This window comes from Chryseobacterium antibioticum (assembly GCF_012927325.1).
In the GTDB taxonomy this organism is placed as follows: Bacteria; Bacteroidota; Bacteroidia; order Flavobacteriales; family Weeksellaceae; genus Chryseobacterium; species Chryseobacterium antibioticum.
Genome location: NZ_JABBGI010000005.1, coordinates 1 through 14,620, shown reverse-complemented (window position 1 = coordinate 14,620; position 14,620 = coordinate 1). Strand labels below are relative to the sequence as shown.

Annotated in this window: 12 protein-coding genes; 5 read left to right on the top strand and 7 right to left on the bottom strand. The window is 35.1% G+C overall.

Annotated elements, in window-relative coordinates; all coding sequences use genetic code 11:
- Window positions 1-36 precede the first annotated feature (36 nt).
- Window positions 37-543 (bottom strand): hypothetical protein, encoded by a 507-nt coding sequence (locus HHL23_RS04935; RefSeq protein WP_169233703.1) that lies wholly within the window; start codon window positions 541-543, stop codon window positions 37-39.
- Between the two features lie 184 nt (window positions 544-727).
- Here HHL23_RS04935 and tnpA (HHL23_RS04930) point away from each other — a divergent pair, with 184 nt between their 5' ends.
- Window positions 728-1,180, top strand: a complete 453-nt coding sequence (tnpA, locus tag HHL23_RS04930; protein ID WP_169233696.1) for an IS200/IS605 family transposase — start codon at window positions 728-730, stop codon at window positions 1,178-1,180.
- 27 nt (window positions 1,181-1,207) lie between these two features.
- Here tnpA (HHL23_RS04930) and HHL23_RS04925 read toward each other — a convergent pair whose 3' ends face one another.
- The 4 genes from HHL23_RS04925 to HHL23_RS04910 form a co-directional block, all read right to left on the bottom strand.
- Window positions 1,208-6,277: an IgGFc-binding protein gene (locus HHL23_RS04925; protein WP_169233694.1), complete on the bottom strand. Its 5,070-nt coding sequence runs from the start codon at window positions 6,275-6,277 to the stop codon at window positions 1,208-1,210.
- 116 nt (window positions 6,278-6,393) lie between these two features.
- Window positions 6,394-6,933: a hypothetical protein gene (locus HHL23_RS04920; RefSeq protein WP_169233702.1), complete on the bottom strand. Its 540-nt coding sequence runs from the start codon at window positions 6,931-6,933 to the stop codon at window positions 6,394-6,396.
- Between the two features lie 534 nt (window positions 6,934-7,467).
- Window positions 7,468-8,346 carry a tetratricopeptide repeat protein gene (locus tag HHL23_RS04915; RefSeq protein WP_169233701.1) on the bottom strand — a complete coding sequence of 293 codons (879 nt, stop codon included), beginning with the start codon at window positions 8,344-8,346 and terminating at the stop codon, window positions 7,468-7,470.
- Entirely contained in the window at window positions 8,330-9,871 is a 1,542-nt protein-coding gene (locus tag HHL23_RS04910; RefSeq protein WP_169233700.1) for a helix-turn-helix domain-containing protein, read from the bottom strand. Before HHL23_RS04910 ends, HHL23_RS04915 begins: the two co-directional genes overlap by 17 nt.
- Before the next feature lie 427 nt (window positions 9,872-10,298).
- On the opposite strand from HHL23_RS04910, the gene HHL23_RS22890 reads away from it, so the two are divergent.
- Both HHL23_RS22890 and HHL23_RS04900 read left to right on the top strand, forming a co-directional pair.
- Entirely contained in the window at window positions 10,299-10,472 is a 174-nt protein-coding gene (locus tag HHL23_RS22890; protein ID WP_394354148.1) for a glycoside hydrolase domain-containing protein, read from the top strand.
- Window positions 10,473-10,496: 24 nt separating this feature from the next.
- Window positions 10,497-11,417 carry a carbohydrate kinase family protein gene (locus tag HHL23_RS04900; RefSeq protein WP_169233698.1) on the top strand — a complete coding sequence of 307 codons (921 nt, stop codon included), beginning with the start codon at window positions 10,497-10,499 and terminating at the stop codon, window positions 11,415-11,417.
- A gap of 156 nt (window positions 11,418-11,573) precedes the next feature.
- Here the strand turns inward: HHL23_RS04900 and HHL23_RS22980 are convergent, their stop codons facing one another.
- Window positions 11,574-11,768 (bottom strand): tetratricopeptide repeat protein, encoded by a 195-nt coding sequence (locus HHL23_RS22980; RefSeq protein ID WP_317174669.1) that lies wholly within the window; start codon window positions 11,766-11,768, stop codon window positions 11,574-11,576.
- Window positions 11,769-11,923: 155 nt separating this feature from the next.
- Here HHL23_RS22980 and HHL23_RS04890 point away from each other — a divergent pair, with 155 nt between their 5' ends.
- Together HHL23_RS04890 and tnpA (HHL23_RS04885) are read left to right on the top strand one after the other, a co-directional pair.
- Complete coding sequence (locus HHL23_RS04890) at window positions 11,924-12,913, top strand: hypothetical protein (RefSeq protein ID WP_169233697.1); 990 nt, start codon at window positions 11,924-11,926, stop codon at window positions 12,911-12,913.
- A 467-nt stretch (window positions 12,914-13,380) separates the two neighbouring features.
- Window positions 13,381-13,833 (top strand): IS200/IS605 family transposase, encoded by a 453-nt coding sequence (gene tnpA, locus HHL23_RS04885; protein WP_169233696.1) that lies wholly within the window; start codon window positions 13,381-13,383, stop codon window positions 13,831-13,833.
- 42 nt (window positions 13,834-13,875) lie between these two features.
- Here the strand turns inward: tnpA (HHL23_RS04885) and HHL23_RS04880 are convergent.
- The coding region (locus HHL23_RS04880) for a transposase (protein WP_169233695.1) at window positions 13,876-14,620 on the bottom strand (745 nt) is incomplete at its 5' end.

Below are 14,620 nucleotides of genomic sequence, written 5' to 3'. Positions count from 1 at the left end.
ACTACCTGGTTGAAGAATAGTGTATTTAGAGTAAGACTATGGTTTCCAGAAAGACCACACCGTCCCATTGTACACGGCCAACTGACGGGCTGTCGTATCATATACCATCATTCCTGCAGCAGGATTGATAACATTCAAATGCGGACTGGCTACTTTAGGAAGAATCATCGCTTTGTTATTGTCCTCCAAAACCAAAATGCCGTCTGTTGAAGTAGGTGTTCCAATACTTACCTTAGCTCCTGTTTTCTCAGCTTTGGTAGTTTGTATGGATAGATCTGCATTTCCTGTGGTATCTACACTTAAGTCAAACCAACTTCCACCCTTAAGGTATTTTACTTTCTTATCTGCTGTGTTGTAAATAAGAGTTCCATTTTCAGAAATCCCGCTGTTACTTTCTACATAAGGAAGAACCAGCCCTCTGTTTTCGGTATTTGCAAATTCTAATGAGACCGAAGGATTAGTAACACTAGCTTTTCCTATGGCTACCTGAGCCTTTATGCCCACAATGCAGACTAATGCAAAACTTACTATTATTTTATTCATTTTATAAATTTTAAGTTAAAAAGCTTGGGCAAAAGCAATAGAAAAAATATCTATTACTTTTGCTTTTAGCTTATGTTATTATTTAATCTAAAGAATTCCTCGAGGCTCTGCCTCGGGGTGAAAAGAGGAAAAGTTTGAAAAACGGATGGTTTTTCAAAAGAATAAAAAGATGTAGCTTTGATTTATGGACGATCATATTTTGAAAAGACATAATAAAACCTTACTTCTTTACCATATTGTTTTTCCTGTGAAATACAGGAATTCGGTTATAAGTGAAGAAGTTGGAACTGGCTTGAAAGAAATATGTATTGAATTGTCTCATCGCTATGAAATTCATTTTTTAGAAATTGGTTATGAAGATAACCATGTTCATTTTTTGATACAAAGTGTTCCAAATTTGTCAATTAGTGAAATTTGTATGAAAGTAAAAAGTATCACAGCTAAAGAGATTTTCAAACGTTTTCCTGAAGTTAAAGCTAAGCTTTGGGGTGGAAATTTTTGGACAAGTGGTTATTACGCAAACACAGTAGGTCAATATGGAAACAAAGATGTCATTAAAAAATATATAGAAAATCAAGGAAAAGAAAAAGAATATCAAAAAGTGCATGAGGCTCAACTTACACTTTTTGACTTTTAATACTTCGGGGCTCTGCCCCGGGGTAGTTTATTCAGGACAGGTCTGTGTATTTAAACACTGCCAGCTGAATGTACTTCCACCATCTGTTGATGTATACGTTTTCAGACAATTGTTTGTTGTATCATACACCATCATCCCTTCTACAAAATCAACTGCAGGAATTCCTACAGGATTACCTGTTCCATTAAAAGGAAGTCTGTTCACTACAAACCCTTTGGTCTTGGATTCAAGTACCATCCATGCTCCCTTACGGATCATTGGCCAGTTATCAGGATCTGTTGACCCTGCTCTGTTCAGAGAGGTAATTCCTGCTTTACTATCCAGTGCAGTACCGCTTGTTATTCCAGGTTTGTAGCAGAATGGCGTAAGCAGACAGACAGCATCTTGTAGTAAAGAATTTTCAGAATTCCCAATTCCCTGTCCCTGACTTCCATTGACATCTGCGGCCCCACCGCTGTTTACTACTGCGGGTACGCCTTGTGCATCTACACATACGCCGGAAGCACAAAGGTTTTTATTAGAAGCTGTAGAGCCGATACCTACCGTAAGTGTTCCGCCAGCATTAACTAGCTGATTTGCGGTTACATTTTCATCTCCCTCTAAGGCATCCAGACAGCCATCATTATCAGAATCGAGATCCAGATAATCCGGTATTCCGTCTCCATCGGTATCTTTGTAGCTGTTAGCAGAATTTGTCCCTGACACCACACTTATCCCACCTATAGATAAAGGTGTTGCAGCAGTGATATTAATTCCTGTTCCGTACCAGTCGGTCATAAATGGAACATCTCCGGTAGTAGAGCTTATATTAACTAAAGAACCGGCCGTGATCCCGTTGGCATTTGTTAATGTAACATACGAATAGGTAGAATCATAGCTGAAAGGCGCCCATCCGCTGATTGGGTTGCCATTATACAGCATTTTTCCTGTACTTCCTGTTTTAACAAAGATTGTCAAGCTGTTTGATGTTGTCATTGTCGTTGGAATCGACATTATAGCGGGCCCTAAGGTAGCCTTAGTTACATCCTGTATGGTTGTTAGTGAAGGATCATAGTTATAAGGTACTATTTTAGTAAACTGCACCGGAGCACTGGTTTCAATAATTTCAGAAGTATTGATACTCTGTGTATAAGTATAAGTATCCCCTGGATTACTTAATACGGTTACAATTGCTCCGTCTACTTTTACTGCGGTCCCGCTTTTGGTTGCAGTAATTGTCATTCTGCCTGTATTTGCAGCACTTCTTGTTAAAAACTTAGTCCCCAGTAATCGGTCCGGCAATAAGTATTCTACCAGATTATCACAGGCACCTGCAGTCCCGTTTGCACATCTGTTGTATGTCATTACACCTACAGATTTAGTAGAAGTCACGGTAAAACCTGTAGAATCTGGTGTGCCGTTGTCATAAACATAATTCTGGCCATTATTCAGGGTAAAAGATGCAACAGTTGCTCCAGCTTTGTTTTTAACAACCACCATATTGTTATCGCTGGCACTGAAAATCTGTATACCATTAGTAAAAGTAGATGGGTAGGAATTAACTGTATATTTTGTACCCCATACAGAAGGAGGATATACTACTGCAGCATCATCCGCCGCCGGAGCTCCTTGTATTTCCTGTAGAATTGAAACAGGAGAAGAAGAAGATACCTGCACATATTTTCCGCTGGTTACAGTATTTAAAGGCCAGTCTGGTATTTGTGCGGGTAGTAGATTAATCACCAGAATTCCAGAGGCTGGAATCACAGCTGGTGTGGCTGCTCCGCCATAAGGGGTATAGGTTACCGTAGTACCCGCTGTTCCTGTAACATATAAATTCCATTGATAAGCCGTAGTTCCCTGAAAATTTGGGGTATTGTAAAGCTTAAATGCAGAATCATTTAGTGAAACAGGACCTTCAGTAGCGTCCAGTATCCCGTCATTATCGTCATCAAGGTCCAGGATATCACGAACACCGTCTCCATCAGAATCTAAATTAGGATCAATAATAACAGGAGCAGGTAGCGGTACAGGATAATCTTCTATTTCTCCATTGGCATATGTTGTACCGTAAACTCCTATGTTAAGCCCGTCTCCTATAGAACGTTCGTCTATAAGGTCAGTCGTTGCATTGTCCGTGAGAGTTGCAGTAGTAAAACGCAGTCTCATATAGCTTGTTGCAGCACCTGTATCAAAATAGAACGGTGCAGACCAGGTAAGTACAGCAGTTTGTGCACCAGTAGTTCCTGTTACAGCTACAGAAGTATATTCAGATGCCGAAAAACGTCCGTCTCCGTCCATATCGATCCAGCCATGCAATGTAGCAGTTCCGGCAATGGTCTTATATACATTAACATTAACGCTGTAGCTTGTGGTAGTAGAATTAAGCTGTGGCAGTGTCCCGGATATTCCGTCTTCATCTGCTCCGTCCCCATTAATCCCACTGTTATTTGCCCCTGCAGCTACCGCATTATTAGAAGATTCCGTATCATATATACTTCCCAAATACAATGTGGAAGCAGGAATATGTCTCGCTGGTACTACGTCTATAGAATTATTAATCTCAAAGCTTTCAGGTGCATCACCAAAATCAAAAACTGCATTTACGGCAAGTCTGTAATCTTCTATTTCTCCGATACCCGGAGCTGTGCCGTAAACTCCTGTAATAAGTCCATCTGCAAAAGCTCTTTCATCATAACCGGTGGTAGCACCGCTGTCTGATAACCCTGCATTTGTAAATCTTAGACGTAAATACACGTATGAACTTGCGATTTTACCTGTGACCGCTGCGGTCCAAGCTAAATTTACTGTGGTAGCGTTATTAGCCACTAAAACTGTAGCCACTTCCCCGGCTTCAAAAATTCCATTGTTATTAATGTCCAGCCATCCGTATAATGTACGTCCAACTCCAGAAGTATTGGTGACATTCACAGGCAGTGTAAATACAGAAGTAGGTGTTACAGGATACAGAGCAGGATTGATACCATCTTCATCAAGTCCATCTCCATTAGTTCCGTTATTATCTGCATCAGTGGCAACGCTTTGTACATTGTATTCTACATCAGGGGTAGTAGCTCCAATTCGTAAAGTAATACCAGGAATCTGGCGTGCCGGAATTAAGACTCCTGCAGGCTGATCATAAGATACATGCACATCTCCAAAATCATACCCTGGATTTACTGAAATCCTGTAATCTTCTATTTCTCCAATACCTGGAGCGGTACCGTAAATTCCTGTATTAAGACCATCCGCAAATGCTCTTTCATCATAAGCAGCAGTAGCTGCATTATCTGCCAAAGCTGTACCTGCAAGTCTCAGACGTAAATAGACTTCCGTACCGGAAATATTCGCAGTCTGAGCAGATGTCCAACTTAAATTAACAGCAGTACCATTAGTTCCTGTACTAACAGCAGCTGTTGCAACTTCTCCTGCTTCAAGCACTCCATTCTTATTAATATCCAGCCAGCTATATAATGTGCTTGCTGCACCGGAAATATTCGTCACATTTACCGGGAGTGTAAAGAGGGTACTGGGGGTAATCGAAACCGCAGTAGGGTCTATGCCGTCTTCATCCAATCCATCTCCGTTTGTTCCATTGTTATTGGCTCCCGGCGACACGTTTTGGGCTGCTGACTCTATATCTGTTGTAGCACCAATCTTTAAAGAAGAACTCAACAGCTGACGTGCAGGTAAGGACGTTCCTCCTGGCTGTTCATAAGATACAGGCAGGTCTCCATATTCATATGTATCTACAACGGCTATTTGGTAGTCTTCCACCTCGCCATCAGGTACTGTAGGAGCATCAGCAGCATTAACAGTACTGACTGCTCCATTTCCAACGCTCCGTTCATCAATAAGAGCTCCTCCGGAGGCTGCAGTGGTAAAGTCAGCAAGTAACTGATCTGAAATCCTTAATCTTACATACAGGTTAGATGTTCCTGTAGCAATAGTTGCTGTCTGAACTGCAGTCCAGGTGAGTGTCTGAGTACTGCTTCCAGCTGCAGAAAAAGCGACAACTGGTGCTGCCTCTCCAACCTGGAATCTTCCATCATTATTAAAATCAATCCAACCGTATAAGTATTTAGTTGATACGGCATTATTTATAACAGGTACGCTTAAACTGTAAACGATTCCCTTTCTCATCTGATTCGATGCAGTATTAACAGCATCTTCATCTGTGCCGTCTCCATTGCTCCCATTATTATCTGCACCTCCAGCTACACTCAATGGTGAAAGTTCAAGATCGGAAATTATGCTTCCTAATCCAAATCCTGTCAACAGACCGTGTCCTGCAGGAGCATAAACTCCGTCTTTTGTAAGGTCGTAGGTTGTAGGTACATCTCCATAATCATAAACAGGAGAAGCTACACTTGCCCAGGTAGTGCCTACATTAATACCATCTGCCTCCAGCGTAGGAGCTGTCACGGCTGTTCCCTGCAGAAGAGCTATGGCAGAAAAAGCCCCTGCATCTGCACCAACAGCTGCTGTATATACTGCATCTGCTATTGCTGGTTCTGAAGATAATGCTGGATTTACATATAGTTTCACGGCATCATTCGTGGCTCCTGGTACCACTTCATATTTCAAGACCACCATTACATTGGTATTAAACGGTCTTACTGTAGTTTCATAAACGGGTGTTCCTCCGGTTCCTCTCAGGACCCCAAAACTGAAGCCTGATCCATTCGATTTAACAAACAATTTAGCGCCTACCGTTGTAGCCGGAGCTCCACTTGTACCTATTGAGTAAAAGAAATCTCCTACTACATTAGCCGCTGACACATTGACAACGAGTGAGGAGTATACAGGAGCTGCAGTACTGGTAAAAGTACGGTAGACATCCTGTCCGTTATTGGCTAAAGAGACTTTATTTCCCATTTCGTTACCAATAGAACCAGCATAAGCAAGATTACCATTGGAAACCGTTATATTATTAGTCCCGGTCCCTGCTAGCGCGGTCCAGTTGCTGCTCGTCAACAAAGCTCCGGGGGAATAGTTGAAGCTCTCCGAAAGGAGGCTCTGGGCTTGTAAGACAGATAGCATACTAAAGATCGAAAACAGTAGCATGCCGCTGACCTTTAAATAAACCTTATTTGTATTGTGTTTTTGTAGTTTCATATAAAATCAGTATATTTTAAATACCATAGATTTTGTTGTGTTATAAATTGACATATTCTAAATGAAAATCATAGAATACTTATTGACAGCATTATTAAATAAAATACTGTGTAGTTTTAGTTTTTATTGTCCGGGGGGGGGGGGCGAATAAAATAAGTGAACTTTAAAGTTTTGTTAGTGTAGCTTACATCACCTATTTCTATCACTGATCTGAGGGAAACATTAAAATAAAAGAAGTAATCTACATTTAAATATTTCCCTAATACTTTTGAATGAAAATTTGATTGTGCCACAGCCACAGTACAATCAGGATTATTATTAAAAAAATACGCAGACTTGGCCGGACAGGTTTGAATTTTATATTTTACCGGAACGGTCTTATACGTATTAGCCGTCTTAATTTTACTGTTCTTTCTATTTGTTTTCTTTTTAAACTTTGAGCTCTTATTTTTTTCTTTTAGAATAAAATTTTCAGAGGGATTGTATACGATAACATCCGAAGAATGGTCTTCGTTAATATATACAGACGTCCGAGCACCTATAAACATTTTTGCATTTCCCACTATGGTAATCTGTGCAAAAATCAGATGAAAGGGACATAGAAAAATATACAAACAAGCAAAAAAAGCAATTGCCTTGTTTTTGTTTTTCTTCATTTGTGTAGTTTCTTAATAATTATATTTAATAGTTTTTTAATCTTAAGAATAGTCATGGGAACATAACATCTTGCTTGAAATAATTAAATTATTACAGGTAGAGAACTATCAAAATTTTGAAAATTTGGAACAAAATTGAAATATCCCTAAACACTGTCCTTCAATTAAATTATGGACAAATGTAAAGGGATATTAAGGGTAAATGAAAGTGAATAGATATGGAAATTCAGGAAAAACGATAATGTTTAAACATTTGATATACAGTATTTTAATCGCTTTTATTGGTGTTTTTTTTCAAATGATTATCTATTACCGACTGATGTGATTTTATGATGTTTTTTTTCTTTTTTATCATAAAAATAAGATAATAGATAGCAAGAATATGTAAGATAAATATGATGGAAATTGTATAAAAAAAGCTTTGTGAGCTGGTCTCTATTTTCTCTGTGTATCTTTTATCGGATACACGGATTATATCATTCATGAAATCTTTTTCAAATTTCAGTATTTTATTATTGGTAACCCTGCCCATTTTTAAATATTCATAGTATCTGGCCCAATCATTTTTAGCAATGCTGTTAAGGATACCCACTTGTATAAATCTCTTTCTAAAAAGGGATCACGTAATTCTTTTGAAAGTAATAGAGCACTGTTAAGATTGTATTCAGCTTCTGTAGTTTTGGCTACAAGAATATTTGCTTGTGCTAATCCCAAATATGCATATCCTAATGCGTTATTATTGCTTATTTTTTTTCCTAATGTTATTGCTTCAGAAAATATGATCTGTGCAGAGTCTATTTTATTTTGATTTAAATAACAAGATCCAATATTTTGTATTGCAATACATTGATTTGCAATCATATATGGGTTGTTGGGGTCAGTTTGATATTCAGCTACTGATTTTTTAAGAAATTTTATGGCCAGTTCATTATTAAATTGATAATTATAAATCATCCCTCGTAAAGCATAATTGTTTCCTATTAATCCTCTTATGGAATCCTTATGCGGGTAGGATCGTACCAAACCATCAGCTATATCTAAATATGAAAGAGCCTTATCGTACATTTTTAACTGATAATATTGAAGAAGAATAACGTTTAGAGCTCCTATCTGATGATTTATATAATGATTTTCTTCTGCAATTTTTTTGCTCTGCAAACCATACTGCAACGCTTTTTTAAAATTTCTTTTCGCGGTATATGCATTGGCCAGGGAAAAAAGAGCATCAATTTTAGTTTTATTATTTATATTATCTAAATCCAGAACTTTTTCTGCCACTTCAATCACCTTATCCGGATTATTTGAAAGCTTTAATCGAACTGCACTCAAAAGACTATCTGGATTTTCCTGTCCAAATAAATTAATACTGAGAATACATAGCAATACGTAATATTTTCTATAGTCTGTGAGCATTATTCTTTTTATCTTCTTTAATAAAATCTATAAAAGATATCGGGGACATCCCAATATGTTTTTTAAAAGCAAAAGTAAAACTGTTATGTGAAGCAAATCCGCATTCTTCAGCTAAATAGCTTACCTTAAAATTAAGATATTGAGGATCTGTTTTCAATTTATTAATAATATAGTTGATTCTTAATTCGTTGACGTAGAAATTAAAATTTTTCTGCTTATGATCACTTAATATTTTCGAGAGGTACTTTGTATTGGTGTTTAGTTGGGATGCCAAAAGTGGAAGAGACATATTGTCATTCAGAAATTTATTGCTTTTTTCAAATTTGTCTAATCCGGTAAGTATGTTTTTTTCGGTTTCCAAAGAAACTGAGATAGGCTTTAAGGATTTGTTTTTTTGTTCCTGATGATTAGACTGATCCATTATTTCAAAAAAATGAATGAAGTCTTTTTTATTCTTTATTTTTAAATTATAGCTCCTTTGAAATACCACCACTACCACCACTATGATCAATAAAAAAGTAAGTGATATATATATAATATTTTTTTGTTTTCTTTCTTTAAGATGGACAATGTTATTTTTTTTGTTTTCATAATGAGTCACAACCCATTCATTGGCTAAACTAAGTTGGGATTCAGTATTTACTTCTGCAATATTCAGTTTTTGATAATATTCCTGAGATTTTTCACTGTCTTTTAGAGCGATAAAGCTTTTCATTAATTTTTCATTAATCTCTTTTTCGTAAAAGGGATTACTAATTTTTTTTTGCTTTTCAGCGGCTCTATACAGGACCTCAACTGCCGTTTCATATTGTTTATTATTGAAGAAGTAATCGCTATAATTAATGAAATTTAGCATTTCCCAGTAATCCATATTACTCTTTTTTTCAAGATTTTCCATACTTTTGGAGAAATATAAAAAAGCCATATCATAATCGGATCTTTCTAAATACCTTTTTGCTATTTGTGTAAATAATGTTCCCTTGGTGATTTTTGCATATGTCAAATCCATTTCAGGAGAAAGCTTTGCGTCTTTTTTTATGATCTCAGAAATCTCTATTTCTTTAAATTCTTTGTGAAGTTTAGAATTCCGTTTTATTATTTGCTTAGCCTCATCGTTATATTTTGTAGAAAGTTCAGTTAAGTTTAAAAAATTCATAATTTCTGACAGCAACGATAATGAACTTACATGTAAGCTATCGTCATTTGATTCTGCTGCCATACGTTTTGCATTTTCAGATGCTTCTATTGCTTGATCATATTTACCCTCAATAAGATAGCTCTTTGAGATAAGCAAATAGCTTTGTATAATTTCCTTTGACGATTTAGAATTTTTTGCAATATGTTGAGCAAACTTTAAGGATTGTTCAGGATTAGAATACAAGACTTGTTGCGCATTATATAATAGAACTTGCATTTCTTTTTTTTGCTGAGAAAATAAAGTTCCTGTTGAAATAAAATACAATACAATAAATAAAGCTGCAGGCAACTTATACTGGGGAGTTAAAGTTGTTTTCAGTATCTTCATATAGTTTGTTAAAAATAAAAAACATTTTTTTATCATTCCCGTTTATTTAGGACGTCATTTGAATTAATTCTAACATGAGATGTACAGACAGACATTATAATCTTTCGATTGTCGGCAACAGCTAAAGTAAAATTTTTTATAAATAAGCCTCTTATGATAATATATAACAATTTGAAGTAGAATAATTTGCATTTTTGGCTATTTTCAAAAAAAGAGGGCCTACAGCTAATGCTAGCCTTAAAAAATTAAACTCCAGTTTATTTCCAGAACCAACCTTTCAAGTTATTTACTGATAAATTCATGACCATTGTTCATTTTAATCTGCTTCCTGTCCAAAGGTAATATTTTTTACTATTTCTGCAACATTTTCTCTTTTTATGGGAATTTTCAACTATGAAATTGTCATTTTTCATCATTAATGGCTTGATTGGTCTTATCTTATTCGTTAAGTTCGGTTTCAGGGACATCATATACTATAATGGCTTCCATAAGCAACGACGTTTGTGTGATCTATATCAATGATAAAATAGCTTTCACCAATAGAATTTATAATATTGTTAATAAAAAATGGAGTATTTTTAGTTCTTCAGAGAATTCATAATATCAATATCAAAAATCCCAATTAATGTTTATCAATAAGAAAATTAATGTAATAAGTTTTGGAGAAGTACTTTTCGATGTTTTTGGAGAAGAGAAGAAAATTGGCGGAGCGCCTCTCAATCTGGCTCTCAGAACGGCTTCGTATGGCTTTCCCGTTACAATGATCAGTGCCGTAGGCAATGATGAAGACGGAAAGGTAATCCTGGATTACACCAAAGAAAATACTCTTGAAACTGCCGGAATCATTGTTTCTCCGGAATATGACACAGGAATTGTTCAGGTTTCTTTAAATGAGCGGGGCTCCGCAACGTACGAAATCAAGTTTCCTTCTGCGTGGGATTTTATCAGTGTTGATGAAAAAATAATAGATACCGTAAAAGAAGCTGATGTTTTTTTCTATGGAAGCCTTGCCTGCAGAAATGATGTTTCTCAAAAGACGCTTTTCTCCCTATTAGATTCCAACGATACAATGTTTAAAGTTTTTGATGTGAATTTAAGAAAGCCATTTTACAATATTCAGCTTCTGGAAAAGCTTATGAATAGTGCAGATTTTATCAAATTTAATGATGAGGAAATACTGGAAATTGCTGCCGGAATGGGATTTGAATCTGATGATCTTGAGTCAAATATAAAGTTCGTATCAGAAAAAACAAATACTAGGGTAATATGTGTAACTTTAGGAAAATACGGATCTATCCTGTTATGGAATAATCAATTGTATAGACACGAAGGTTATCCTGTGAAAGTGGCAGATACGGTAGGGGCAGGAGATTCTTTTTTGGCAAGCCTGATTGCGAAATTGCTGTCAGATCAAAATCCTGTTGATGCCCTAAATTTTGCAAGCGCTGTCGGTGCTTTGGTAGCGAGTTACTCCGGTGCAAATCCTAGGATAGAAAATTCTGAAATAGAGATATTTCTTAAGCAGAATGCTTATTTGAACATTTAAAAAGTATTAATCTGATTGAGTCTGGGATCAAAAAGAATAAAAACGGCGCCGCTTATCTTAAAGCGGCGCCGTTTAGCTGTGTATCAAAAAGGAAATATAAAGAGTAAATGTGTTTTGTCAAAAAACACTATTATTAAGTAATATTAAAAATTTAATTTAATTTTTGGCGGAAAAAATTTGATTGATTTTCAAAATCATTTCCTTCGCATTATTATTGGTTGGGTCTAATTCTAATGATTTCTGATAATCGCTTTTTGATAATGCATATTCTTTTTTATTAAAATAAGCTTCGCCCCGACTGTCATAGACATTTCCTGATTTTGGAAATTCATAGACATTTAAAGCAAAAATCTTAAGCGCTGCGTCTATAGATTCCTTTTGTGGTTCGATAGAGTAGTTTTTTAATTGTATTTTTGTTCGCCGAAAATACTCGTTTTCATTACTAGCAAACGTTTATAAGCAAGAGAACTTAATATCCTATTTTTTTAAATCAATCAAAAAAAATTATGACCAGAAAATTATCCTTATTACCACTTTTTATTTTTATTTGTAGCTCTGCTTTTTCACAGGAAAAATATGAAGACAGTATTAAAAACATCATTAAAAAGGACTTTGTAAACATTAAGGCAACAGACTTTAAAAATTTAGTTCCTTATGAAACTGAAAAAGGGATGGGTTATTTAAACGCAAAAAACAATAAAATAGTTGTTTTACCTAACTATTACCAATTAGATTTTGCCCAACCAAATTTAAGAGGGAATTATAATAATATTGCCTATTTTGAAATAAGCAATACCACAAAAGAAATGGAAGTATCTTTGCAAAACTGGCAAATTTTTGACGTTTCTCCAGCAGAAGGTCCTATAAAAAAAGGATATTCAAAAGGATTTTATGTTGTCAATAATTCAATTTTTTCTTTTTCAGATACTTATACTTACTGTCCGCAATTATTCAAATATAAGAATGAGGATTTCGCTATTGCTATTAAAGAAAATAAATATGCAGTTATAAAATCAAGTGGTGAAACTGTAAAAAATCTAGATTTTGATTATTCACATTTAGACCTTGTCTATGTAGGAAATGATAACATTTGGTTTAAGTACAAAACTACAGAAGGAGAACAGGGTTTCATAAATATGAATGGAGAAAAAAAACTCATAAATGATATAATCAGCAATAGCAGAAGTCAAACAGAGGGCTATTTCGCTTTTATCGATTCAGAGCATTCTATAAAAAGGAAATATTATGGCTATTCCATCGAATCAAATAATGAATTGTATGGGGTATTAGATTTGTTAACAATGAATTGGTTAATCAGACCACAAAAAATCTTTAAAATTGATGAAATTAACTACAGTACAGATAAGAATTTGGGTGATGGGTATAATTTAGAAGATAGAAAAAATTTAAAATTTTATTTTTTGGTTCGCGAAGGGGAAACAGAAAAAGCATATTACATTGACGACAAATTAAAAAAATATAAACCTAAAAAATAAGCCATATTAACAAACCTTGAGCCTTTCCTTCATCGTATACTTTTTTTGATATAGTCCTTAACAAGAATAATCTCAAATTTATTTTTCAGCTATTTATTGTGATTATATGTTCCCGTTTTTGGGCTTAACCATAAGATCATAAAAAACCGAGCCATAAGCTCGGTTTTTTATTGTTTTGTCTCGTCCTGAAAAAGGTTGATTAAAAAAACATAAAAACAGTCAGTCTTATGGATTTAATTTAATAGCCCTTATACTGTCGAGCTTCTGTTCGATCACCATATTATTGCCACCGCCGCAAGAAGAGTGCATAACCTTTCCATTAGTACCAATAAGAACCTTTGCAGGACTACAAACTAGATTGTAATTTAATCTAAAGAATTCCTCGAGGCTCTGCCTCGGGGTGAAAAGAGGAAAAGTTTGAAAAACGGATGGTTTTTCAAAAGAATAAAAAGATGTAGCTTTGATTTATGGACGATCATATTTTGAAAAGACATAATAAAACCTTACTTCTTTACCATATTGTTTTTCCTGTGAAATACAGGAATTCGGTTATAAGTGAAGAAGTTGGAACTGGCTTGAAAGAAATATGTATTGAATTGTCTCATCGCTATGAAATTCATTTTTTAGAAATTGGTTATGAAGATAACCATGTTCATTTTTTGATACAAAGTGTTCCAAATTTGTCAATTAGTGAAATTTGTATGAAAGTAAAAAGTATCACAGCTAAAGAGATTTTCAAACGTTTTCCTGAAGTTAAAGCTAAGCTTTGGGGTGGAAATTTTTGGACAAGTGGTTATTACGCAAACACAGTAGGTCAATATGGAAACAAAGATGTCATTAAAAAATATATAGAAAATCAAGGAAAAGAAAAAGAATATCAAAAAGTGCATGAGGCTCAACTTACACTTTTTGACTTTTAATACTTCGGGGCTCTGCCCCAATGTCATTAAGTTAGTAAAATTTCATAAGCTATCTTTTTGATTTTTAGAGACTATGGGCTTGGCTCTCGCTCTGTATTTACCTATGTTTCTTTTATTTGATCTTTGAGGTCTTACAGGAATTAGATGTGCTCTAAAAAGAGTTTTTAACTCTTCCATCGGCTCATTTATATTAGTGTTTGAAAAAAGTAAAGACAGTATTCTGTCTTTCAAAAAACCATAAGACAATGAGGTGTTTACTTTATAAATATATTTTTTGTTCTCTTTTTTCTCCTGAAGTTCTTCATTAATCTCTTCAACAATAAGGCTTTGAATATTACTTACCAGCAATGCAGCATAAAAATCCTGCAGTATGCTTTGATTGGAATAACCCGAAAACTCTTCTATTTTAAGCTTGTTTTTAAGCTCGTCATAATATGTTTCTATTTTCCATCTTTCAAAGTAGAGCTCTTTAAAGATTTCATTTTTGTATTGATTTTCATCCTCAAAAGATGTTGCCAAAATCTCGGTTTCGCCTCCCTTTAAAACAATCCGAAGCAGTCTGACTATCAGAAATGTGTCTTTATCATAAGGTTTTCCTGCTAAATTGGTGTTTTTCCCGGGATACATTTTTACTATTTGCGAATGTTTACCGCCTGCCATAAAATCTTTTATAACCAGATTAAAATCCAAACGCATCCGCATGACAAAGTCTAGATCTCTTTTTTTATGTTCATACATAAAATCGAAAGACGCAAACCCTCTGTCGTAGATAATCAAATCTCCTTTT

What these genes read in the sequence shown, in the direction of transcription:
- HHL23_RS04935 (WP_169233703.1), bottom strand. Translation starts at nt 543, where the DNA reads ATGAATAAAATAATAGTAAGTTTTGCATTAGTCTGCATTGTGGGCATA.
- tnpA (WP_169233696.1), top strand. Translation starts at nt 728, where the DNA reads ATGGACGATCATATTTTGAAAAGACATAATAAAACCTTACTTCTTTAC.
- HHL23_RS04925 (WP_169233694.1), bottom strand. Translation starts at nt 6,277, where the DNA reads ATGAAACTACAAAAACACAATACAAATAAGGTTTATTTAAAGGTCAGC.
- HHL23_RS04920 (WP_169233702.1), bottom strand. Translation starts at nt 6,933, where the DNA reads ATGAAGAAAAACAAAAACAAGGCAATTGCTTTTTTTGCTTGTTTGTAT.
- HHL23_RS04915 (WP_169233701.1), bottom strand. Translation starts at nt 8,346, where the DNA reads ATGCTCACAGACTATAGAAAATATTACGTATTGCTATGTATTCTCAGT.
- HHL23_RS04910 (WP_169233700.1), bottom strand. Translation starts at nt 9,871, where the DNA reads ATGAAGATACTGAAAACAACTTTAACTCCCCAGTATAAGTTGCCTGCA.
- HHL23_RS04900 (WP_169233698.1), top strand. Translation starts at nt 10,497, where the DNA reads ATGTTTATCAATAAGAAAATTAATGTAATAAGTTTTGGAGAAGTACTT.
- HHL23_RS04890 (WP_169233697.1), top strand. Translation starts at nt 11,924, where the DNA reads ATGACCAGAAAATTATCCTTATTACCACTTTTTATTTTTATTTGTAGC.
- tnpA (WP_169233696.1), top strand. Translation starts at nt 13,381, where the DNA reads ATGGACGATCATATTTTGAAAAGACATAATAAAACCTTACTTCTTTAC.